Genomic DNA, 22,605 nt, shown 5'->3' with positions numbered 1-22,605 from the left:
ACGATAATGAATACCTCTAAAACAGCAATAGAACAGAGTGAGGAAGATAAAACCAAAATTAAGTTTTTGGCGGGTGTCGATATGCCCGTGTTTTTAATTAGCGGCGGGGTGTTGGTGCTGTTTGCAGCGTTAGCACTTTACGATATTCAGCTTATGTCGGGTTGGATCAACGCGGCTTTTACTTTTTCTACTCAGACCTTTGGTGCTTTTTGGCAAGTACTTTTACTTTTAACTTTTGTGATTGGTATTTTCTTAGCCGTAGGTCGAACGGGATCAGTTGTTTTAGGGGGATTAAAAGCGCCTGAAATTTCTACTTTTAAATGGATTTGCATCATTATGTGCACACTTTTGGCTGGTGGCGGTGTATTTTGGGCTGCCGCCGAACCCATGGCACATTTTACTTCGCCGCCACCACATTTTGGCGGTGAAACAGGCACCAAAGAAGCTGCTTATAATGCGTTAGCGCAAAGCTTTATGCATTGGGGGTTTTTAGCGTGGGCAATTCTAGGGAGTTTGACTGGTATAGTTTATATGCATTTACATTATGAGAAAGGCTTACCGCTAAAGCCACGCACTTTATTATACCCGGTGTTTGGTGATCGCGTAATGACAGGTCCTTTTGGCGCTATTGTTGATTCGTGCTGTGTGTTAGCGGTTGTTGCGGGCACTGTTGGGCCGATTGGCTTTCTTGGTCTACAGGTGAGCTTTGGTTTAGAAAAGTTATTTGGAATACCTAACACTTATACAACGCAAGTTGCTATTTTATTTAGCTTAATCGGTATTTACACTTTATCGGCAGTCAGTGGTGTTACTAAAGGTATTCAATTATTGAGCCGTTTTAATGTGATTCTAGCTGTGGCGCTAATGGTGTTTATTCTTGTGATGGGACCAACCGCTTTTATTGTTGATAGCTACTTGCATTCTTTTGGTCTGTATCTAAATGAATTTATCCCTATGGCGACCTTTCGTGCTGATAAAGGCTGGTTAGACTGGTGGACAGTGTTCTTTTGGGGTTGGTTTTTAGGGTATGGCCCTTTAATGGCGATGTTTGTTGCACGGATCTCTCGTGGCCGAACGATTCGTGAAATGATCTTATTGATTTCTGTTGTAGCCCCTGTGATCACGTGTTTTTGGTTTACTATAGTGGGTGGTTCAGGCTTGTTTTTTGAGCTGACTAACCCTGGTGTTATTTCTGTGCCGTTTACTGGTTTTAATCTACCTGCCGCCTTATTAGCAATCACAGAGCAGCTACCCATGGGCTTTGTTATCTCGGTATTATTTTTAATACTCACCACTATCTTTGTTGCCACAACGGGCGATTCGATGACGTATTCGGTGTCAATGGTTATGACAGGCACAGATCACCCGCAAACCTCAATTCGCGTATTTTGGGGAATTATGATGGGGGTAATGGCAGCCTTATTAATTTCAATTGGCTCAGGCGGTATTTCTGCATTGCAGTCTTTTATTGTGGTCACGGCAGTGCCAGTGTCGTTTGTACTATTACCGTCACTTTGGACAGCGCCACAAATTGCTAAAAAAATGGCGGATGAACAAGGCTTATAAACTCAAATAAAAGAGGCAAATATAACGGCCTCTTTTATGAATTAAATAATTACAAAGTCCTATGTTGTCCCAACAGCATGGGCAAATAACCAACCACAACCAACTGTAATGTTAATTACTTACTTAAATAACCAGAGCAGAAATTAAAATGAAAACACCTGTTAAAACTAATTTATTTGCATCAAAGGCGCCGTTAGAGTGGGCTATTATTGCAAATGGCACATTATCGACGGCGCAAATCCCGATTGATTCACAAGGCAACGTTGTCGATGGCGGTATTACAGCTCAAGCCCGCCAAACAATGGAGAACTTTAAGCATACAATTGAAGCCGCAGAGTTGACGATGAATGATGTAACGCAAGTACTTATTTATGTTACTGACCGTTCACAACTGCCAGCGTTTAATGCGGTTTACGCTGAGTATTTCCAAGCGCCATACCCAAACCGCGCCGCAATGATTGTGGCAGGTTTAGCGCGTGAAGAAATGTTATGTGAAATTGTTGCCTACGCAGCTGTTCCTTAAAACGCATAATTAGGCCTGCCCATACAGGCCTAATACCTACAGAACGTCAAAGTACAGTATTCCCCCGTCTTACTTGCTCAATCAGCAACTTTTTTAAAAGGATAATGCATGCGAACCACGTTTATATCTTTCTCGCTTTGTTTACTAGCTGCTTTATCTTGTTATTAGGGAATGGTTTGATCAATGTGCTATTGCCTGTTCGAATGGGGCTTGATGGTGTTGATTTAGACACAATTGGTATGGTGCTGTCGCTTTATTTTGTTGGGTTGTTAGTGGTCGCTATTTAAAGCACTAATTTAATTCGCCGTGTGGGACACATTCGTATGTTTGCCGGATGTGTTGCATTAGGGGCTGTGAGTATTCTTATTTGCAGTATTTACCCAAGTACTTTACTGCTAGGGCGTGTTGACCTTTCGTGATTAATTTTGCAGCAGTCTATTTGGTAGGTTAGGCAAGGCAGCGCCTATGGTGTGCGGTTGCTTCCCATAAATAGGCGATAACGCAGTATAAATTCCAAACATGCGCTGCTATTTCAACCATTATTGCCTTTGATCTTCGGATTAACCATGTAGAGGAAAAAATAAAATAAAACTAATTATTTTTATTTAAATGTAAATTATTTAATTTAATCTAATATATTATATTTCTGGTGTTATTAATAAGGATTACTTATTAATTTATTAAATTTATTGATTTCACTATTTGTATTGTTGTTCTTATTATAATCAACGTAATTAATAATAAAAATGAATGGTTGAAACCAGCTTGACTAAGTCTTGTTTGGAAAATAATTTTAACACTGGGGAAATATTATGAAATTAGTAACACAACTTCTATTAGTAGCAACACTTGTAACACCCGCAGTAGCAAAGGCAAATAGTGACCTATTCAATTGGTACGGTAGTATTCGTGTACAAATACAAGACACTAATAAAGGCAATGTAGAATATAAAGACAATTATTCTCGTTTAGGTGCGTTTGGTAGCGCTGAAATTATGGATGGTATAAAGGCTACGTACAACTTTGAATTTAGGCTGTTTACAGATGATGGTTCATTTGCTGGAAATGATACACGGGCTCGTCTTGCTAACGTGGGTTTAGAAGGTAAGTTTGGTTCTATTTTAATAGGTAAGCAATATTCACCGCATTGGAATTTTACAGATAATGCCATTGATATTTTTGCAGATATTGACGAATCAGCAGGATGCACAAACGAATCAACAGGCGTTATTTGTCATACTCATCGCTATGGTTTGTGGGCCGTAGATGCCGCTGGAAATGGGCATTATATCGAATATTTGCGCCCTGATCGTGCTGTTACGTACATGACACCTGATATGAATGGCTTTCAAGCAGCACTCATGGTGGTTACTAATAATGGTGACGTAAAGGCAAACCTTGCAGGTGATAAAGATGAAAGTATCGTTGGTTACAATTTAGCAGCTAAATATATTATAGGCGATTTCACTGTTTCAGCATCGCGTTATGACCTAACAGGTATGGTAGGAGATAATAAAGTAGATGCAGTTCAAGTTGCTTACAACCGTGGGTCGTTGAGCCTAGCTGCCCGCTATCAGGACTCCAGTGATGTTCGTTTTTACGCTGGTTTAAAAGCAACGGGTGAAATTGTTAACGAAAAAGTGATAGAAGTATATTCGGGTTATAAATTAGGGGATTTTCAGCTTCAAGCAACGTATGCCGATGTAGCAATGGACTCTGTTAGTGGTTTAACAGTCGATACAAATCAAGCCATCTTTGATGTGATATATAATCATAAAGCGGGGAGTTTTTATATTGAATATAGTATATGGGGAGATGAAGCTGAAAAGGTCTATGAAGCTGAAGATAAAATTTTAATAGGTTATAGGTTTGACTTTTAATATTCTTAATAATTTAAAATGGCAAGTCACCGCTTAAATAAGTGGTGATTTTGTTCATAAAATTAATAAAAGCGATAAAGCTCACGGGTTTTTTTAATCCTTTTTTATTGGTTTAATTATGGAAATTGATCTTAAACATAATTATTACACTTTTTTACTTTTTTGTTCTTGTTAAAGGTAAGTTTAAATGTAAACTCTGCAAAATTGTTAACTGTTGGTATATTTATAATGATGAAATTTAATGTAAGTTTAATTTTTTTAGGGTTGTTAGTAAGTGGTTGTACAAGCGAAACTGAATCTGATCTTTTAAAAACAAAGGCAATTCAGGCTGAGTATCGAATTAGCTCTGATGGTGAGCACACTAAAATAAACGCGGAGCTAAATACAGGTAACTCATTTGGGTCTAATATCCGCTTGTCAAATGGTGATAAGTTATATGCTGAAGCGGCAGGTAAACGCATTACGCTTACAGAAGACACCGACTTATTAGATATTGATTACGAAGGGAAGTTTGATATAACGCAAGGGAATACAAAATTTAGTATCGATTTGGTTAGAAAAGATGAGAAAAATGCGGAGTCTGAGGTTGAGTTACCACTTAATTTTATCATCCTAGCACCGAGTAATGGTATATCAATTAAGTACAATCAACGTGTAACTGTTCAATTAGATGGCTTAGATCCTGCCAGTAAAACAGAGCTTGTTTTAAACTACGGGTGTGATGATTCAAATGGCGGCACGTTTACAGGATCTGCAAGTACCACAATTGCAAATGTTGCCAGCTTTGACTTTAATTTAAGTGAAAAAGACATTTTAGATGCGAATGCGCAAAACAGTTACAAAAACTGTGAGGTAGATGTTGTCGTAAATAGATACAGAGAAGGCACAATATCAAAAGAACTTGCAGACTCAAGTTTTATTAGCGCCTATCAAGTAAGAGAAATAAAAGATATTAAATTCACCTTTTAATTCATTATTAGGGCGTGTTGATATTTCGTGATTGATTTTACAGCAGTCTATTTGGTATTTAAGCAAGGCAGCGCCTGGTGTGTGGTCTGTTCCCCATAAATAGGCGATAACGCAGTATAAATGCCAAACATGGGCTGCCCTTTTAGTTCTGCCTCGAGGATACCTACATGAATGTAGGCAAGGGGCGTGATCAGGACACACAAGCTTTGCCTGGTTTTTACTTATTCTCACATGGATGTGAGCCAGTAGAATAACGCAGGAGCAGTTATCGAGCCCACTCGGTTACAAACCTCGTGCCGCGATTAAACTGCCCCTAGATTGAACAAATTTCAATCCACAAAGGTCAACACTTCCTGTGATACTTGTTTAATATACTCACTAAACTTTTGAATATAATAGGCTTACTTAAGAAGTCGTTCATGCCTGCATCAAAGCAACGTTGACGATCTTCTTCCATAACATTGGCTGTGATAGCTATTATAGGTGTGTGTGTGTATGCAGCAAGTAAGCGAATAAGATGTGTAGCTGTGATGCCATCCATTACAGGCATTTGCATATCCATCAAGATTATATCGTAGTGGTTAGTTTTACAGTTGTTGAGTGCTATTTCACCATTCTCAGCGGTTTCTATATTTTTAATGTTTAACTCAGCCAGCAAGCCCTTTAGTACAATTTGATTTATAGGACTATCTTCAACAATCAGAATCGTAATATTATCTGGATCAAAATTTAGCTTAATATTAGTGTCACTTTTCTTAAAAGGCTCTGCTTTTGATGCGAGGTCACACGTAATATTAAAATAAAAAGTAGACCCTTTATTGATTTCACTATTGACCTCTAAAGTGCTGCCCATCAAGCTCAGAAGCTTGTTTGAGATTGTCAGGCCAAGCCCGGTTCCACCAAAGCGACGGGTTATGGAAGAGTCAGCTTGTGAAAAAGCATCAAATAATGAACTGATATTGTCAGGCGCAATACCTATACCGGTATCAGAAATGCTAAAAATGAGGTTAACACTTGATGTGCTTTTGCTTTTTAGTTCAATTGCTAAGCTAACATATCCAGATTCAGTAAATTTAACGGCATTACTAAGTAAATTGATTAAAACTTGTTTTAAGCGCGTTTCATCGCCATTAAGAAAGTCGAAGGAGTTATCAATAGATTTTGGTATAAGCAGCTTAATTTGCTTTGAATGTACAAGCGGATTAAACATTTGCTCTAGTTCATTTAATATTGAACTTAATTGAAAAGTGCTTTTTTCTAGCTTGATATTACCAGAATCAATTTTACTCAGATCAAGTATGTCATTTAAAATAACGAGTAAACTTTTACTGGAGGAGTTGACTAAATTAAGCATTTTTTGTTGTTCAGGCATTAATTCTGTGTTTTCAAGTAACCGTACCATGCCCAATATGCCATTCATTGGGGTGCGTATTTCATGACTCATGTTTGCTAAAAACTCAGACTTTATGCGTGATGTTTCTTCGGCTTCTTTTTTTGCTAACAGCAAGTTTTCGTTTAATACCCTAAATTGGTTGGCCGCTTCAGCTAATACGCCAATTTCATCATTACGGTGTGTTTCTGATATATTGATCGATAAGTCGCCCTGAAGTAAGCTTTTAAAATCGTTTGTTAGTCCTTTTATTGCTCTTATGATGTGTAAGTGAAAAAATAGAGCAAAAATAAGAAACAGTACAATAGACAAAAACAATGATCCTTTAATTATACTCTCAGCTTGAGTGATACTTGATTCGCTGGTATTTTTAATTTCCCTTAATAGATTTATTGACTCTTCCCTTAATTGCGCAGCTAAAGCGCTAAACTCCATGGTGTCTCCAGCAATTACAACATTTACTAATGTGAGATAGTTACGGTTTGCTTGAATACTTTTAGTGAAGGTTTTACTAAATTGTACTTTAAGCTCGCTGATCTGCGTTAATGCTGGCTGGTTTTGCAATGTGGTTGTCTTTAATTGCACTAATAAGAGATCAATATTTTTGAGGTTTTTTACAACTTCTTGGCGTTTCTGATATTCCCTGTTATTCAAAAAAAGAAATGCGTTTCTATTAAGTGTATGCCAGACGTTGGTTAAATTAGCGACGAGTAATTTGCTTTGTGTTGTTGTACTCTCAGCCATAACTTGAGTTAGTGTATTGATTGCTGATTCATAAATCGCTGGTAGTTCTTGATCGATCAACATTGCTTTTTCATTGTAGCGCAGATTAACAACATCTAAACTTTTTCCAAAGTGTACGACTAATGCCTGCATTGATGATAGCAAAGAGGTGATTTTTTCATTTTCGACTTGTAGCTGTGTACTTGCAAGTCGTTGTTTAATGATGGCGTAATTTTTTTCGATTTTATCGAAGATAACTTGGTTACCTGAACTACCAAAAACGGATGTATCGCGTTGTATTTCTAAAATGTCTTTGTTGATCTCAAAAACGTTGATTGAAAGGTTGGTAATATTAAATATTTCGTCAACAGACTTATCGACAATTGCGATACGTTTTGTGATAACAATATATACAACTAACTGAATTATAATAAATAAAGCTAAAACTGAAAGTACTTTAGCCGCGATAGAGTTAGTCAATTTTGATAGCATGAATATCCCTTATGCATTAAGTAGTTCATACCATTTATCAAGGCTATAGTCATAGTTATCCATAACGGTATTCCATACTGCAATATTCGAGAAACGTTTTTCGTAACTGCCGCCATCACGCAATTGACCCTGTTTAACTGAGACTTTACCATCAGTGCCTAATAAGTCTGATGTAGCTTCTTTTCCTTGGTACCAGTAATCCCATTCAGGCTTACTCATTAACTCTTTACTTCGTTCAGGGTTAGAGATGTAATAACCTTGTCTAGCTATAAACGCACCAGGCCAGCCTGAAAGCCACCAATTCATATAATCGTAAGCGGCATCTTTAACGTGTCCTGTTGTATTTGCTGATAGGCACATAACGCCGTGCCATGCCCTATACCCCTCTTTAGGAGATGCATACACAATTGGTAGCCCTTTGCTTCTACAAGCACTTACACCGGGCGAAAACATGCTTTGAAGGTGCACTCGTTTATCTACCATATAATCAACAGATTGTGGTACTGAGGTCCAAAACCCTGCGAAATGTCCGGACTGTTTTTTGCTGATAAGTATTTTAAACAGGGTATCTATTTCGGCTATGGTCATATTGCCTATATTTTTGAAGGTCATTAAGCCTTGTGCTTGTGCGGCTAGCGCGGCATCAAAAATACCTATAGTTGGTGCATTAACAAGTGCAACACGCCCTTTATTTTTATCGTCTAATAACCACCCCCATGATTCAGTTTGATAGGGGACTCCTTGGGTTATAAAGTTAGTGTTATAGCCAAAAGAATCTACATTATGCACATAAGGCATAAAACTGATTTGTGATGTGGGCGTTGTGCCTAGGCTGCCATCACTTTGGACAAAGAGAATTTTATTAGGTGCATCACCTGCGCCTATGTTTGCGTCAGGGGTTAATTTCCCTGTTTTAGTCAAAGAATTAATTTCATTCCAGTACTTTAATCTATCAATCTCTAAAGGCTGTATTGCCCCAGCTTGCCATAAAATATTGATAGAGTCTGACCACTGCTCATATAAATCGAAAGAAGATGGATCCGCGGCAGCTTTTTGTAAAACCGCAGCACTGCCTTTTGGTGTAAATTCAAGATTTATCCCCAGTTCCTGCATGGCTTTTAGGCGTAACTCCTCTTGCAAGGTGACATGTGTGCCCATTACGCGCAGAGTTATAGGCTTTTTAGCAAAAACATAAGGGGCTTTAAAAGCAAGTGCGGTTGTTGCTGCACCAACGGTCAGCGTGTTAAGAAAGTGCCGGCGAGTAATTTTTTGTTTAGTCATGTTTTCGCTCAGTAGTTATGTTTTTTTAAGTATAGTTAACATTAGATATTAATGAGATAATTTAATAGTAATAACCATATGAAATGAGGTTGTTTTATATGGACTTTGAGAGTTATTGACTAAACAAACAATGCAGTGGACTTTAATAGCATGACGTTTACGTATATACCCAAGTGACCTCAAGATGCAGGATTCAGCGTTTTACAGGGGCTTAATATCAAGGCTTTACTTCGCAATAATGGCGGTCCCTTTTAATTCCAACTGAAACTCACATCTTTAGGTCACTTGGGTATATTTAGTTAATTTATATACAATTCATTGCATAGACTCATTATGACAGCTAACCTTTTAGGTATCCAAGCAAGACAGATATAATAGGGATTATAGATGAGTGAATCAATAGATTGCAATAGGGAATATTGTAATAATTGTAGTGATATTAACGATTTAGACTTTGATTTTACAATGGCTTTTCAGCCTATTGTTAACTGTAAAACTAAGCGTGTTTTTGGTTATGAAGCGCTTGCTCGTGGTTTAAATAATGAGTCAGCTTATTCTGTTATTTCTAAAGTTAATGACGATAACCGTTATTTATTTGATCAGCTTTGTAGAGTGAAAGCAATCGCACTTGCCGCTGAACTTAAACTTGATGGCATGTTGAGCATCAATTTTTTACCAAATGCAATTTACAAACCTGAGCGTTGTATAAGAACGACACTTGAAGCCGCTAAAAAACATAATTTCCCTACACAGAACATCATGTTCGAATTTACGGAAGTCGAAAAAATTGAAGATACTAATCATGTAAAACGTGTGGTTGAATACTATCAATCACTTGGGTTTAAAACAGCAACCGATGATTTTGGTGCTGGGTATTCGGGTATTAATTTATTAGCAGATTTTCAAACTGATATTGTTAAGTTAGACATGGGGTTGATTAGGGGCATAGATAAAGACCACAAGCGGCAAATTGTTGTTAGGCATTGCTTAAATATGTTAACTGAATTGAATATTTTAGTTTTGGCGGAGGGGATCGAAACGATTGAGGAGTATCAATGGCTAAGTAATGCTGGGGTGGAATTAATGCAAGGGTATTTCTTTGCAAAACCCGGCTTTGAAAGTTTACCTTCAGTGAGTTTTAGTTGAATTTTAGGTCGAATCAATTTTTTATACCAAGGTTTAATGACTGTGCAGGCAGCTCCTGATGTTATAGTTTATTACAAGGGCATGCCATTATTGGTACAATGAATTAACATCATTCACTTACGAGTAGCCAGCAGGGCGGCTATCTTGCATTAATAGATCGAGTTTTCTTTGCGCTTTTTTATAGTTTTCTAAATCGACAATTTCAATCATTTCACATTCATCTCTTACCATTTCAGCAATGAGGCTAGGGTAATGGCGGCAATCTTCAGGCCTATCTAAATAAATGCTGCAGGTGTACTTGTTAGGTGCAGTTGCATTTTTTTTTGGTTCAACCTCAAGGAAAGGGCATTTTGATAATTTTTCGCCTGATTTAGGATCAAACCATATTTCGTCACCTTTGACGAACTCAAAAATATCAGGATTAAATATTTCCCAAAGATCGATTTCTTCTTTTGTCGCACACAAATCCCCACCGCCGTATTTTATACAACATTTACCGCATTGGTTACAATCTTTCATAGTTCACTGATTATCAGGCTATACAAGTACACATATTAGCATTGATAGTCTTTATTTAGCATTACTGAATCACTTGACTAGCTCCAGCTTAGGTTGTAGCAAAGACTGGCGATTTTGATACTTTGGTATATTGTTAATGCAGGGTTTGGTTATATTAATCTAAAGTATCAATTTCATTCTCGATAAATGGAAATTAAAGGTCACTTATGAGGCTTGTTTTTTGGTTGTTTTTTGTTTTTAATTGTAGTGCTTTTGCGCAAGATCATATTGAAAAACTTGGCGTGTTTAATATCTATCATGATTCAGACTATTCCACCCACAACCCATCCGCAGTTGCTATGCAGATGGGTTTTATGACAGCACTTAATGAAGTTGGCAATACAGTTAACGGCTATCAAATTAATTTTTTAGAAAAAGATAATCGTGGGAATAGTAACCGTAGCTTTTTGACGATGAAACGTTTTTTAAACGACCCCAAAGGTCTTGCTATTCTTGGAGGCTTACATTCCCCACCATATATAAAATATAGAGATTTTATTAATGAAAATGGGTTGTTGCTACTTGTACCGTGGGCTGCGGGAGGGCCAATTACCCGCTACCCAAACGTTAAAAATTGGGTATTTAGATTATCACTAGATGACACTAAAGCTGGCATGAAAATGGTAGAGTACGCAACGCAAATATTAAAGTGTAACTCAGTTGATTTACTTTTAGAAAATACACCATGGGGGATATCTAATCATAAAACCATGACGAATGCCTTGGGCAGTGCGATACCTAATAACGTTTATTGGTTTAATTGGAATGTAAAATTATCTCAGGCCAGCATTTTACTAAAAGAAATTGAGCAATCAAAAAGCGACTGTGTGCTGTTCGTTGGCAATGCTGTTGAAGGAAAGTATTTCGTTAAGGCAATGGCAAATCTACCAAAAGAAAAACAAAAGCCGATAGTAAGCCACTGGGGTATCACAGGCGGTGATTTTTTTAACTCAGTCAGTGGTGAATTAAATAATGGGTTACCGTTATATTTTTTACAAAGTTGCTTTGATTTAAATCGACCCGATTTGGACCTACATACACAGCAGGTGTTAGACATAGCTGCAAAGTTATTCCCTGATGAATTTAAACAAAAAAAGCATTTATTAGCGCCCGCAGGCTTTGTACATGGCTACGATATAGGCAAAATATTGATAGCAGCGATGAATGATGTTGATTTGGTTGCACAGGTAAATACCGTAAGAGATAGAGTCAGAAAGAAGCTGGAAGAGTTAGATAAACCCATTACAGGATTAATGAAAGTTTATCAGAGGCCTTATTCAATATGGAGCGAGGACAATCCTGATGCGCACGAAGCACTCGGTGCAGAAGATATCTGTATGGCGCAATTTAATAACACCGGACAAATACACATCATTACCCCACAGCGTGAACTATAAAGTATGCTGGTGGCTATAAAAAAAATAATGACTATGTCATCAAATAAATCATTTTATGCTTTTTTAATTACTAGTTTATTACTGTCTATTTTAGTTAGTACTTACTTAGTTGGAAGCAGAGCTGAAGATTCAGTCAATAAGCTGTATAGCAAAGCCAATCAAGTTGAGTCAGAGTTAGCAGTTAGTTATCTACGGCAGTTTTTAGATACCCGCCAGCAAATACTACAGGATTTATCTCGCCATCCGATTTTATCAAACAGTGTAATGGGGACAGATCTATCTCAAGCATCCGTGGCTGATTTTTTGAATGACTACAAAATATTGGGCAATACAGAATCAATAAAGCTTATTAATATATTAAGAGTGCCTATTTATGAAAACTTTCCCGCGATAGATATAACGGAAACTGAGGACGAAAATAGCTGGGTTCAAAAAATACTCGATGAAAAAGCAGATCAAGCGATTATATTGTCAACGCGCAACAACGAAAATTTCTTTAAAATTGCAGTGTCAGTTAAATACAGTGACTTTACTGAAGGGGTCTTATTGGTCGAGTTTAGCACAAGCTTAGAGGAGCTTTTATCTTCAGCAATTGAGAGTAATGCTTATGGTTTAACCTTGCAGGGACCATTGGTTTTATACTCGAACTTAGATGCTAATAAAGAATATTTGAGCATTAATAAGCAATACATAGGTGACACCGGGATTCAATTAGAATATTTAATCAGCACAAGCGTTTTAGAAGAAAAAGTATCAGGCTTTACGCGAGATATTTTTTTAGCTGTGATTGTTAGCCTCATATTATCCTTTGCAATTTTATTGATATTTGGTAAGCAACTTTTACTTAATCCATTTAAACGCTTGGAGCGATCGCAGCAAGTCTTAGCCGAAAGTGAAGAGCGGTATAAGTTATCAATCAGTGGCACTACAGACGGAATTTGGGATTGGGATATAGCCAATAAAACGGTTTATTACTCCCCCCGCTTTCGAGAACTATTAGGCTATCAACATCATGATATCGAAGGGTTTCCAAATAAACTAAAAAGTTTTAAACAAAAAATACATGAATTAGATAAGAGCAGGGTGTTAGATGTTTTTACTTTGCATTTAGAGAATAATCAACCATGTGACATTGAGTTGAAATTGTACACAAAAACACGTGAAATAAGACACTTTAGGCTTAAAGGCATTGCGTTAAAGAACGATAAAAACAACGCTATTCGTATGGCGGGTTCACTTACTGACATAACAGAACAAAAGACTGGGCAAGAGGCATTAAAGGCTGCAAAAGAGCAAAATGATTTATTAGCGAATGCGATCGAATCATGCAATGTGGGAATTTGCATAGCCGATGCAACTTTAGAGGGCTCACCGCTTGTATTCATTAACAGTGCGTTTTCTCGGATCACGGGCTATGGAGATGAAATTTTAGGACAAAGTTGTCGATTTCTCCAAGGAGTCGACACTTGTGCTGAAACGATTAAAGAAATCAAAGAGGCGCTGCAAGCTAAAAAAATTCATCGTGTAGAGATTTTAAATTATACAAAAGAAAATAAACCATTTTGGAATGACTTACAAATATCTCCCGTATTTAGCAATGAAGGTGTACTTAGTGCATTTGTTGGAATACAGCAAGACATTACTGAAAAAGTAGAAGCTGAAAAAGAACTTGTTGAAGCTAAAGGGCAGGCTGAGTTGGCTAATGTGACAAAGAGTGAGTTTTTAGCAGCAATGAGTCATGAAATACGAACACCGATGAATGGTGTACTCGGCATGTTAAACTTATTGAAACACTCAAAGCTGAATGAAGATCAATATTATAAAGTAAAGGTTGCTTCCAGTAGCGCGAATTCTTTACTGACTTTGATAAATGATATTTTAGACTTTTCTAAGGTTGATGCAGGAAAACTTGAACTAGAGATATTAGAGTTTGATATTCGAGATATGTTAGGTGAGTTTGCTCAGTCTGCGGCGGTGCCCGCACATGATAAAGGTCTTGAATTTATTTTAGATATGACTCAGGTAAATGTTTCGTGTGTTCAAGGTGATCCAGGGCGGTTACGACAAATATTAACTAACTTAGTCAGTAATGCAGTTAAATTTACTGCTTCAGGGGAGGTATTAGTTGAGGTCATACTAAGTGAAGTGGATATAGAAAACTGGCAACTCAGATGCAATATTAAAGATACTGGCATAGGCATAACGCAGGATCAGCAAAGTAAGTTATTCAAATCATTTTCACAGGTTGATGCATCAACAACGCGAAAATTTGGTGGTACAGGGCTCGGCTTAGCGATCGTTAAAAAATTATGTGTGCTTATGAATGGGGACGTGAGTGTTGAAAGCGATGATGGAAAAGGTAGTTGTTTTAGTTTTTATGTACAACTTTCAAAATCTGATAAGGCACAGCCCATAATACCTAATGTGGATATCAGCAAATTAAATATACTGGTAGTTGATGATAATTGCACGCACCTTAATGTATTAAGCTCACAGCTTAAACATTGGGGGGCGAATGTTAAGGTGGCGATGTCTTCAGCTGATGCATTCACGGTCGCAAATACCTTCTATGAAAAAAATAAGCGTACTTTTGATATTGGTTTTCTAGATATGGATATGCCGGGTATGAATGGTATTGAATTAGCAAAAGGGTTGCTTGCTAATGAGAGTCACAAAAGTATTCAATTGATTGTTATGACGACAATAAATGATAAGGGCGATGATGCATACTTTGAAAAAATGGGTTTTTCAGGTAGCTTTAAAAAGCCAGCAATAACATCTGATTTATTTGCGGTATTTGCGAGCACGGTAGGCAGCGGAGCTTACTCTGATAGAGCGAGCCAGTTGTCACAACAATTCACAAAAACACTGCGCAGCAATGGCGCTGTGGAAAATATAATATGGGAACCTTCAATTCGAATTTTACTTGCTGAAGATAATCAAGTTAATCAGATTGTTGCAATAAGTATGTTGAACAAACTAGGATTACATCAAATAGATGTAGCAGCAAATGGCGAAGAAGTGATTAGTTATCTAAAAAACGCCCAGCAATTTGAACAATATACCGCAGTGATTATGGATTGTCAGATGCCAGTAATGGATGGTTACGAGGCTACGCGGCAAATTAGAGAACTAAAGTGTGGAGAAATATACGCAAAAGTTCCAATAATCGCGATGACAGCAAATGCCATGGTAGGTGATAAAAGAAAGTGCATTGAAGCTGGGATGGATGATTATGTGCCCAAACCCATTATGCAAGATAACTTACTCGAAAAACTGCTTTTATGGTTACCCCATTCCTTAAAATGAAAATAAGGTAAGCTAACATACAAGCAGTGCTTGAGCTGATTTTTGAACGCCCTCGTTTAGAATACATTCTGTATTTAAATGTTGATTTATTTATATGCAATTTAGTTATTTAGCGCTAAGTTTATAGAGTCAGATCACACGCTATGGCACTTTTTATATTTTTTATTGCTACCACATGGACACTCATCATTACGATTTACTTTTATATCAGTAACAGGGAAAATTTCGCCATCTAAATAGCGCCACAGCTTATTTTCTTTGATAAATTGTGATTTTTCATGTAACTGACAATACAAATTTTGATAAAAATAACTAGCGCAAAATTCAACATAGCCTGCTTCTTCGTTGTGGTCAGTACTAATGACGCTTAATGATATAAAGCGACAACTATTAGCAAAGTCAGCAATTTCTATTACAGGGTTTTCGGCTTGTTTTTCTTGTGCATAAGTTTGGTAAACATATTTTGCGTTTTTTAGGGCATATGCAACAAAGCGAGAGCGCATTAGCTGTTCTGGGCTAGTTGCTTGTATTGTTCCTAAGTGTAATTTTTCACAGCAGTCTTGGTAGCTTTGAAGGCTCCCACACAAGCAAGTTTTGTCAGTATGTGTAGTCATAGTTCAAATATGTTTATTCAAAAACGGCATTTTAGCAGTTTATTGAGCTAATGCTATCTCTGTCATGTTTTGTGTCTTAGTAAAGCAATATAGCTTTGCGCTAGCTTGGTCTAATTTTAGTGAGAGATTACTAATTTGATTATCTTTTACGATATCAGTCCATGTTATCACCGCTGCAAAATTACCATTATGTAATGCAGAATTTAAAACATATTCTAAATTCACAAGATGCTTTTGTCTTATTACTAAGAGCTTACTTGTATCAATTGAGCATGAATCCAGCAGAGCTTTACTTGGTACATGATCTGGTGCTATTAATAATGTCCATGCATTTTTATTATTATAATGATGTAGAACCTTTAGTAGTTCAAAAGTAGCTGATATCTCATCCTCAATTTGAATTAAATTTACTGACGAGCTTAGGTTATCTTGTTGATAGCTTTTAACGGTTCTAACAGTAATTGGCTGTAACATAGGTTCTACTCACTGGTTGTTTATACAGTATGTGTATACAGTAGTTTATACAGTGTTTGTGTGCAAGCGTTTTTTGCCAATTTTTTATACGATTACTGCCTTTAATTTTTTTTAATAGATCAAATGCGGAAGTGAAAAGTTTAAATCTTTTAAATTTCAAATATTTATTTTTTAGTGAATTAAAAAATCGTTTAATTCCTTTGGCTAGGATTGTGATGGGATTAGGTGAGAAAACTGTTGTTGATGAATTTGTTCATACAATGATGCTGCATAACATTGTGCATCTTTAAAGCGACGTGTTGTTATGTGTTTACGTAAGTCTGCTAATGTGATCGTTGCAGGTTCATAGCCTTGGCTGCTGGCTAAAGTTAACCATACCGCACCATGAAAAATGCTACTGGGTACGCCTTGGCCTTTAATAAAAAATAAGCCCAGATAAAACTGTGCCTTGTGATTGCCTGCCATCGCAGCTAGGCGCATCCATTTAGCGGCCAGAGGGACCTGTTCATTTTTTAAATAGTAAAGTGCTTTCGTTACTGTTTTGTCCGATGTTTCAGGTGTGGGGTCTTTATTCTCAACTGTTGTTGGTTGAGTTATAAATGACAACACGTTTTCAAGTTGTTGTTCAAGATCAAGGCCAATTGGAGATGTATCAGTCATAATGCCACGCATGTTATTTTTTTTATACACTACGTAAGTTTAGTCTAAGACCGGGTGATTTGTCCTATTATTCTTTTAATCTGTGATAAAATTACGAAATTATTCCCCTGTGAAAATGAATTATCATTATGCTTGATGCGTTATTTAAAATTAGCGCGCACAATTCGACTGTGCGCCGTGAATGTATTGCTGGTTTAACGACCTTTATCACCATGGTTTATATTGTTTTTGTTAATCCGGCCATGTTAGCTGAGGCCGGTATGGATCAAGGTGCGGCTTTTGTTGCTACTTGTATCGCAGCTGCAATTGGTTGTTTTATTATGGGCTTTTGGGCTAATTATCCATTAGCGTTAGCGCCAGGTATGGGATTGAATGCGTTTTTTACGTATGGTGTGGTGCTTGGTATGGGCCATACTTGGCAGGCTGCGTTAGGTGCCGTGTTTATATCGGGCTGCATTTTTTTGCTTTTAAGTTTATTTAAAGTGAGGGAGTGGATAATTAACGCGATTCCGCTTGTTCTTAAACAAGCTATAGCGACAGGCATTGGTGCTTTTTTAGCGCTTATTGCGTTAAAGAATGCTGGAATTATTGTCGCGAGTCCAGCCACGTTAGTTCAGCTTGGAGATATAACTTCTGCGGGTCCATTACTTGCAATTTTAAGCTTTTTTGTCATCGCGGCGTTATTATTTCGTGATTTCAAAAGTGGTGTATTGATCAGTATTTTATTAGTGACATTGATTTCTCTGAGTTTAGGCTTAGTGCAATACCAAGGCGTAATTTCTATGCCGCCTTCACTTGCTCCTACATTTATGCAATTGGATTTTGCTGCTGCGTTTGAGCTTTCTATGCTCAGTGTTATTTTTGCTTTTTTGTTTGTTGATTTATTTGATACCTCAGGTACTTTAGTTGCTGTAACTCAAAAAGCAGGTTTAGCCGATGAAAAAGGCAATATGCCTCGCTTAGGACGAGCATTAAGTGCTGATAGTACGGCAACAATTGCAGGCTCAGTACTTGGCACATCTACGACAACGTCATATATAGAATCGGTGGCGGGTGTGTCTGTTGGAGGGCGTACTGGTTTAACCGCTGTTGTGGTCGGGCTGTGTTTTTTATTGATGATGTTTTTTGCACCGCTTGCGAAAATGGTTCCTGCTTATGCTACCGCTGGTGCAATTTTATATGTTGCAGTTTTAATGCTGCAAAATTTAAAGTTTGTAAATTGGGATGATATGACAGATGCCATTCCGGTCAGTGTAGTGCTGTTAATGACACCTTTAACGTTTTCAATCGCGCATGGGATTGCACTTGGTTTTATTTCTTATACGGCTGTTAAAGTATTATGTGGTAAACGTGATGAAGTTAGTATCAGTGTATGGATACTAACAGCGATGTTTGTTATTAAATTTGCATTTTTGTCCTAATAAGATAAAACGAAGAAAAAGTGATCACCACTTTTTCTTCGGTGCAAATAAAATATCTAAGTCGTCTTGTTCTTCTTCGTTTTTCTTTTTTAATGCCGTTGCATTTGAAGCTTTAAGTTCAGTACTAATTGTTTCCAGGTAACCTTCCAGCTCAGCGCGTTTGGTTGTTACATACTCATCAGTGTAGGAAATTGCAGAAATAGTCGCATAAGCTTTTTCAAAGTATTGCCTAGCTGAGCCGACCATATTAGCTGAACGTGCTGATAAACCTCGCTTTATTTGACTTTCTATATTTATTTTTAGTTGGAGTTTTTCTAGGCGTTTGTCTTCGGCAACGAATACTTGGCTATCTACTTTCCCTTTTCCATGTTCAGAACGTAGTATCACTCTTAATTTTTTTATACCTTGGATCAATGCAATGAGTTGCTTGTCGTTATCCGGTAACGCTAAGTTCTCACCGTTTGTCCCTTCAGGCTTGTTTGCTAGACGTTCTTTTGATTCTTTTAGGCGGTTTTTTAGTTCTTTTGAAGTGGGGGATAATTGTACCATTGAAGATAGCGCGTCATAAATACGACGCTGAATAACATATAAAATGTGATCTGACATGGGGATATTGGCGCTATTAAGAAGCACATCTTCAGACTCTTCGATGATCTTTTTTTGTTTTGTAAGGTCTTTACGACGCTCAGTCTCTTGTTTCTCTTTATGTTGTTGTACAGCACTAACCCAAAGGGCAATGACGATCAGCGCAACAATTAACATAATAATAATAGAAACGATCATGGTTTTGGTCTCTGGTTTCTCAAACTAATAATTTTTATCTTACATTAAATATATGCTAACTGGGTAGTTTTGCGCAGCTTATACAAAATAAAATTAGCATTGTGGTTATTTATTACTATTAATTGCACGTTCATAATATTTTCCAATTTGAATACCAGTCAAATGATGGCTACCTCAAGGCGTAGGATTATGCTAGCCTTGATGCATTAGTCTTATAAATGTACCTGTGGCTGTATTTATTTTCTTTAAGAAGAAATAAAGCTTGGCTTGAAGCGGTGTAACATTTATAAATAAGCAGTATAACAACACTAAAAATGCAGCCATGAAATTACAACAACTCAGATACATCGTCGAAGTTCAAAACCATAAGCTTAATGTATCAGCAACAGCTGAAAGTTTATTTACCTCACAACCAGGCATCTCTAAACAAGTTCGTATGTTGGAGGATGAACTCGGCGTGCAAATTTTTGGACGAAGTGGCAAACATTTAACTCATGTGACCAGTGCTGGGACTGAAATTATTAATATTTCACGCGAGATTCTTTCTAAAGTCGAAGGAATTAAAGCGGTCGCAAATGAGCACACATTGCCAGATCAAGGTAAGCTGAATATTGCTACAACGCATACGCAAGCACGTTATGCGCTGCCTAGTGTTATTCAAGGCTTTATGAAGAAGTACCCTGCAGTATCGTTGCATATGCATCAAGGAACGCCGCAGCAGATTTCTGATGCTGCAGCTAGAGGGGATGCGGATTTTGCAATCGCAACTGAAGCATTGCATTTATATTCAGATTTAGTGATGTTACCGTGTTATCACTGGAATCGCAGTATTGTAGTTGCAAAAGATCACCCCCTAGCTAAAAAAGCAGATTCACTTACCGTAGCTGATATTGCAAAGTACCCATTAATTACGTATGTATTTGGTTTTACTGGGCGTTCAGAGCTTGATAAAGCATTTAATGCGCAAGGGCTTGACCCCCATATTGTTTTTACAGCAACGGATGCCGATGTGATTAAAACTTATGTGCGCCTTGGGCTAGGGGTCGGTGTAGTTGCATCAATGGCAATTGATCAAGTCTCAGATACTGATTTGGTGTGTATTGATGCGAGTCATTTATTTGAAGCCAGTACGACTAAAATCGGCTTCAGAAAAGGCAGTTTTTTACGCAGTTATATGTATGATTTTATAGAGCGCTTTGCACCTCACTTAACAAAAGAGCGTGTTGAACGGGCGAGCTTATTACGAAATCAAGATGATGTAGACAAATTGTTTGAAGGTATAGATTTACCTGTTAAGTGATGAAGTATTAAAAAAGCCGCAAAAGCGGCTTTTTTAATACGTAAAACTTAACACTCGATAATATTGACAGCTAAGCCACCACGTGCGGTTTCTTTGTATTTTGTTTTCATGTCGTTACCAGTATCAAGCATCGTTTTAATAACCTTATCCAATGAAACTTTTTGTTCGCCACTGCCGCGGATTGCTAAACGGGAGGCATTAATCGCTTTAATTGCGCCCATTGCATTACGTTCAATACATGGCACTTGAACAAGCCCACCTACAGGATCGCAGGTTAAACCTAAGTTATGTTCCATGCCAATTTCAGCCGCATTTTCAACTTGTAATACATTACCACCAACAATTTCAGTAAGTGCACCTGCGGCCATTGAACAGGCAACGCCTACTTCGCCCTGACAGCCAACTTCAGCACCTGAAATTGATGCATTCTTTTTATAAAGTATGCCAATAGCAGCAGCAGTCAACAAGTAGCGAGTCGCGATATCGCGATCCACCTCTTTAATAAATGTATGGTAGTACATTAATACCGCAGGTAATATACCCGCTGCCCCGTTAGTAGGAGCGGTTACTACACGACCACCTGCGGCGTTTTCTTCATTGACGGCTAAGGCAAATAAATCAACCCAATCCATCGCGCGAAGTGGATCATTACTGACTTCAATATTGAGTTTTAAATACAGACTAGGTGCGCGGCGCTTTACTTTTAAACCACCCGGTAATATACCTTCAGTACGCATGCCGCGTTCAATACACGCTTTCATTACTTGCCAAATATTGAATAATTCATCTTTTATGGCATCTTCAGTGCGAAGTGTTTTTTCATTTTTCATCATTAAGCTTGATACGCTATACCCTGAGTCTTTACACATTTCGAGTAATTCTTTAGCGCTGCCAAATGGAAAAGGTGCAGGATTTTCTTCGCGAATATCAAGTGCAGCTTGTTTTTCGTTATCAAACTCTTCATCGGTTACAATAAAGCCACCGCCGATTGAATAATAAACTTTACTGTGGAGTTTATCGCTTCCTTTAAATGCAATAATTTCCATTGCATTTGAATGCTTTGGTAAGGTTTTACGACGATGAAATACGATTGCACCTTGTTTCGGGAATTTGGCTTGATGTACTTGATTTAAGTGGATGACTTGTTCATTTTCGATTTTAGTGAGAATATCATCGACTAAATCGGCATCGATCGTTTCTGGGTCATAACCCGCAAGACCTAGAATAACGGCTTTACCTGAACCATGACCAATACCTGTTTGTCCTAATGAGCCATACAGCTCGACTTTAACGCTGGTGACATCGGTTAATAAGCTTTGTTCTTGTAGTTCGTTAACAAATAAACGCGATGCGCGCATTGGGCCGACGGTGTGAGATGATGACGGGCCGATGCCAATACTAAACATATCAAATGCACTGATCATAATTACTTTACTCTACTTTTTACTCAGCACGATTGCTGCCTTTGAACGGTCGCACATAATAACGCGTAATTATACCCTTGTAACCATTTGCAACAGAGTTTTAAACTGGTATGGCGAGCTGTTTTGTAAAGTTTTTTATAATGCTTGCAGTTGCGCCCCATAGTAATCCATAAGGGGTTGAAAACCCTTGTAAAGTGATTATCTTACCAAAACGCTCAAAATTTATAGGATGCCAATTATTTACATTAGCGAGTGCACTAACTTGCAGCAAAAAACTTGCAGCGACTTCATTTTTATCAGCTTGCCAAAATGTATTGGGTGCTAACAGGCCTACATAGGGCGTAATCGTGAAACCTGTGAGGGTGGAGTAATCTGCTAATTGACCAACGATAGTCACATTCGATGGGGCAATATTAAGCTCTTCATTTAGCTCCCGCAGTGCGGTATGGCGTAAGTTTGTATCGGTTAATTCATGTTTACCGCCAGGTAAGCAAATTTCACCCGGGTGATGATTTAAAAAAGTAGGGCGCTTGCATAATAATATATGTGCGCTGTTGTCTATATCAATTAATGGCAACATGACTGCACTGGCCCGTTGTGGACGTTTAGAGCGTATACTCTGAATTTGCTGCGCATGCTCATTAATAAGCGCGCTTAGCTGAAAACGCGCCATAAGCTGTTGACTATTCACACAG

The 22,605-nt window shown here is 37.7% G+C and carries 19 protein-coding genes; 10 read left to right on the top strand and 9 right to left on the bottom strand.

The window, feature by feature from the left end:
• The first annotated feature begins 6 nt into the window (after positions 1 to 6).
• The 5 genes from HJP15_RS08350 to HJP15_RS08330 all read left to right on the top strand — a co-directional run bounded on the left by HJP15_RS08350 (position 7) and on the right by HJP15_RS08330 (position 4,938).
• A complete protein-coding gene (locus tag HJP15_RS08350; RefSeq protein ID WP_054205516.1) occupies positions 7 to 1,566 on the top strand; it encodes a BCCT family transporter in 1,560 nt (519 codons plus the stop codon).
• Positions 1,567 to 1,714: 148 nt separating this feature from the next.
• Positions 1,715 to 2,089: a RidA family protein gene (locus HJP15_RS08345; protein WP_054205515.1), complete on the top strand. Its 375-nt coding sequence runs from the start codon at positions 1,715 to 1,717 to the stop codon at positions 2,087 to 2,089.
• Positions 2,090 to 2,193: 104 nt separating this feature from the next.
• On the top strand, positions 2,194 to 2,376 hold the full coding sequence (locus HJP15_RS08340; protein ID WP_143483834.1) for an MFS transporter: 183 nt from the start codon (positions 2,194 to 2,196) through the stop codon (positions 2,374 to 2,376).
• A gap of 525 nt (positions 2,377 to 2,901) precedes the next feature.
• Positions 2,902 to 3,969: a porin gene (locus HJP15_RS08335; protein ID WP_170173496.1), complete on the top strand. Its 1,068-nt coding sequence runs from the start codon at positions 2,902 to 2,904 to the stop codon at positions 3,967 to 3,969.
• Between the two features lie 228 nt (positions 3,970 to 4,197).
• Positions 4,198 to 4,938 (top strand): hypothetical protein, encoded by a 741-nt coding sequence (locus tag HJP15_RS08330; RefSeq protein ID WP_169328345.1) that lies wholly within the window; start codon positions 4,198 to 4,200, stop codon positions 4,936 to 4,938.
• A 343-nt stretch (positions 4,939 to 5,281) separates the two neighbouring features.
• On the opposite strand, the gene HJP15_RS08325 is transcribed toward HJP15_RS08330, so the two are convergent.
• Together HJP15_RS08325 and HJP15_RS08320 are read right to left on the bottom strand one after the other, a co-directional pair.
• Positions 5,282 to 7,543, bottom strand: a complete 2,262-nt coding sequence (locus tag HJP15_RS08325; RefSeq protein WP_170173495.1) for a response regulator — start codon at positions 7,541 to 7,543, stop codon at positions 5,282 to 5,284.
• A 9-nt stretch (positions 7,544 to 7,552) separates the two neighbouring features.
• Complete coding sequence (locus tag HJP15_RS08320; RefSeq protein WP_170173493.1) at positions 7,553 to 8,824, bottom strand: type 2 periplasmic-binding domain-containing protein; 1,272 nt, start codon at positions 8,822 to 8,824, stop codon at positions 7,553 to 7,555.
• A gap of 387 nt (positions 8,825 to 9,211) precedes the next feature.
• Here HJP15_RS08320 and HJP15_RS08315 point away from each other — a divergent pair, with 387 nt between their 5' ends.
• Entirely contained in the window at positions 9,212 to 9,970 is a 759-nt protein-coding gene (locus tag HJP15_RS08315; RefSeq protein WP_054205506.1) for an EAL domain-containing protein, read from the top strand.
• 117 nt (positions 9,971 to 10,087) lie between these two features.
• On the opposite strand, the gene HJP15_RS08310 is transcribed toward HJP15_RS08315, so the two are convergent.
• A complete protein-coding gene (locus HJP15_RS08310) occupies positions 10,088 to 10,489 on the bottom strand; it encodes a YkgJ family cysteine cluster protein (protein ID WP_170173491.1) in 402 nt (133 codons plus the stop codon).
• 206 nt (positions 10,490 to 10,695) lie between these two features.
• On the opposite strand from HJP15_RS08310, the gene HJP15_RS08305 reads away from it, so the two are divergent.
• Positions 10,696 to 11,925, top strand: a complete 1,230-nt coding sequence (locus HJP15_RS08305; RefSeq protein WP_170173489.1) for an ABC transporter substrate-binding protein — start codon at positions 10,696 to 10,698, stop codon at positions 11,923 to 11,925.
• 9 nt (positions 11,926 to 11,934) lie between these two features.
• A complete protein-coding gene (locus HJP15_RS08300) occupies positions 11,935 to 15,234 on the top strand; it encodes a response regulator (RefSeq protein ID WP_349304614.1) in 3,300 nt (1,099 codons plus the stop codon).
• Between the two features lie 134 nt (positions 15,235 to 15,368).
• Here HJP15_RS08300 and HJP15_RS08295 read toward each other — a convergent pair whose 3' ends face one another.
• From HJP15_RS08295 to HJP15_RS08285, 3 genes are all read right to left on the bottom strand, one after another.
• A complete protein-coding gene (locus HJP15_RS08295; protein ID WP_170173485.1) occupies positions 15,369 to 15,848 on the bottom strand; it encodes a YchJ family protein in 480 nt (159 codons plus the stop codon).
• 39 nt (positions 15,849 to 15,887) lie between these two features.
• Positions 15,888 to 16,322: a SulA-like leucine-rich domain-containing protein gene (locus HJP15_RS08290; protein WP_054205502.1), complete on the bottom strand. Its 435-nt coding sequence runs from the start codon at positions 16,320 to 16,322 to the stop codon at positions 15,888 to 15,890.
• Positions 16,323 to 16,526: 204 nt separating this feature from the next.
• Positions 16,527 to 16,982: a tetratricopeptide repeat protein gene (locus tag HJP15_RS08285; protein ID WP_054205530.1), complete on the bottom strand. Its 456-nt coding sequence runs from the start codon at positions 16,980 to 16,982 to the stop codon at positions 16,527 to 16,529.
• 128 nt (positions 16,983 to 17,110) lie between these two features.
• Between HJP15_RS08285 and HJP15_RS08280 the strand changes: the two genes are divergently transcribed.
• Positions 17,111 to 18,403: an NCS2 family permease gene (locus HJP15_RS08280; RefSeq protein WP_054205501.1), complete on the top strand. Its 1,293-nt coding sequence runs from the start codon at positions 17,111 to 17,113 to the stop codon at positions 18,401 to 18,403.
• A 24-nt stretch (positions 18,404 to 18,427) separates the two neighbouring features.
• Here HJP15_RS08280 and HJP15_RS08275 read toward each other — a convergent pair whose 3' ends face one another.
• Positions 18,428 to 19,186 (bottom strand): hypothetical protein, encoded by a 759-nt coding sequence (locus tag HJP15_RS08275; protein ID WP_054205500.1) that lies wholly within the window; start codon positions 19,184 to 19,186, stop codon positions 18,428 to 18,430.
• Positions 19,187 to 19,508: 322 nt separating this feature from the next.
• Between HJP15_RS08275 and cysB the strand changes: the two genes are divergently transcribed.
• On the top strand, positions 19,509 to 20,486 hold the full coding sequence (cysB, locus tag HJP15_RS08270) for an HTH-type transcriptional regulator CysB (protein ID WP_054205499.1): 978 nt from the start codon (positions 19,509 to 19,511) through the stop codon (positions 20,484 to 20,486).
• A 47-nt stretch (positions 20,487 to 20,533) separates the two neighbouring features.
• On the opposite strand, the gene HJP15_RS08265 is transcribed toward cysB, so the two are convergent.
• Both HJP15_RS08265 and HJP15_RS08260 read right to left on the bottom strand, forming a co-directional pair.
• Entirely contained in the window at positions 20,534 to 21,910 is a 1,377-nt protein-coding gene (locus tag HJP15_RS08265; RefSeq protein WP_170173483.1) for an L-serine ammonia-lyase, read from the bottom strand.
• A 100-nt stretch (positions 21,911 to 22,010) separates the two neighbouring features.
• Positions 22,011 to 22,601 carry an NUDIX hydrolase gene (locus HJP15_RS08260; RefSeq protein ID WP_502706975.1) on the bottom strand — a complete coding sequence of 197 codons (591 nt, stop codon included), beginning with the start codon at positions 22,599 to 22,601 and terminating at the stop codon, positions 22,011 to 22,013.
• Positions 22,602 to 22,605 lie beyond the last annotated feature (4 nt).

This window comes from Pseudoalteromonas sp. NEC-BIFX-2020_002 (assembly GCF_013002825.1).
Lineage (GTDB): Bacteria > Pseudomonadota > Gammaproteobacteria > Enterobacterales > Alteromonadaceae > Pseudoalteromonas > Pseudoalteromonas neustonica.
This window is presented reverse-complemented; position numbering and strand designations above follow the sequence as displayed.

Excerpts from the sequence above, each read along its gene's own strand:
- HJP15_RS08350 (WP_054205516.1), top strand. The coding sequence starts at position 7 with ATGAATACCTCTAAAACAGCAATAGAACAGAGTGAGGAAGATAAAACC.
- HJP15_RS08345 (WP_054205515.1), top strand. The coding sequence starts at position 1,715 with ATGAAAACACCTGTTAAAACTAATTTATTTGCATCAAAGGCGCCGTTA.
- HJP15_RS08340 (WP_143483834.1), top strand. The coding sequence starts at position 2,194 with ATGCATGCGAACCACGTTTATATCTTTCTCGCTTTGTTTACTAGCTGC.
- HJP15_RS08335 (WP_170173496.1), top strand. The coding sequence starts at position 2,902 with ATGAAATTAGTAACACAACTTCTATTAGTAGCAACACTTGTAACACCC.
- HJP15_RS08330 (WP_169328345.1), top strand. The coding sequence starts at position 4,198 with ATGATGAAATTTAATGTAAGTTTAATTTTTTTAGGGTTGTTAGTAAGT.
- HJP15_RS08325 (WP_170173495.1), bottom strand. The coding sequence starts at position 7,543 with ATGCTATCAAAATTGACTAACTCTATCGCGGCTAAAGTACTTTCAGTT.
- HJP15_RS08320 (WP_170173493.1), bottom strand. The coding sequence starts at position 8,824 with ATGACTAAACAAAAAATTACTCGCCGGCACTTTCTTAACACGCTGACC.
- HJP15_RS08315 (WP_054205506.1), top strand. The coding sequence starts at position 9,212 with ATGAGTGAATCAATAGATTGCAATAGGGAATATTGTAATAATTGTAGT.
- HJP15_RS08310 (WP_170173491.1), bottom strand. The coding sequence starts at position 10,489 with ATGAAAGATTGTAACCAATGCGGTAAATGTTGTATAAAATACGGCGGT.
- HJP15_RS08305 (WP_170173489.1), top strand. The coding sequence starts at position 10,696 with ATGAGGCTTGTTTTTTGGTTGTTTTTTGTTTTTAATTGTAGTGCTTTT.
- HJP15_RS08295 (WP_170173485.1), bottom strand. The coding sequence starts at position 15,848 with ATGACTACACATACTGACAAAACTTGCTTGTGTGGGAGCCTTCAAAGC.
- HJP15_RS08290 (WP_054205502.1), bottom strand. The coding sequence starts at position 16,322 with ATGTTACAGCCAATTACTGTTAGAACCGTTAAAAGCTATCAACAAGAT.
- HJP15_RS08285 (WP_054205530.1), bottom strand. The coding sequence starts at position 16,982 with ATGACTGATACATCTCCAATTGGCCTTGATCTTGAACAACAACTTGAA.
- HJP15_RS08280 (WP_054205501.1), top strand. The coding sequence starts at position 17,111 with ATGCTTGATGCGTTATTTAAAATTAGCGCGCACAATTCGACTGTGCGC.
- HJP15_RS08275 (WP_054205500.1), bottom strand. The coding sequence starts at position 19,186 with ATGATCGTTTCTATTATTATTATGTTAATTGTTGCGCTGATCGTCATT.
- cysB (WP_054205499.1), top strand. The coding sequence starts at position 19,509 with ATGAAATTACAACAACTCAGATACATCGTCGAAGTTCAAAACCATAAG.
- HJP15_RS08265 (WP_170173483.1), bottom strand. The coding sequence starts at position 21,910 with ATGATCAGTGCATTTGATATGTTTAGTATTGGCATCGGCCCGTCATCA.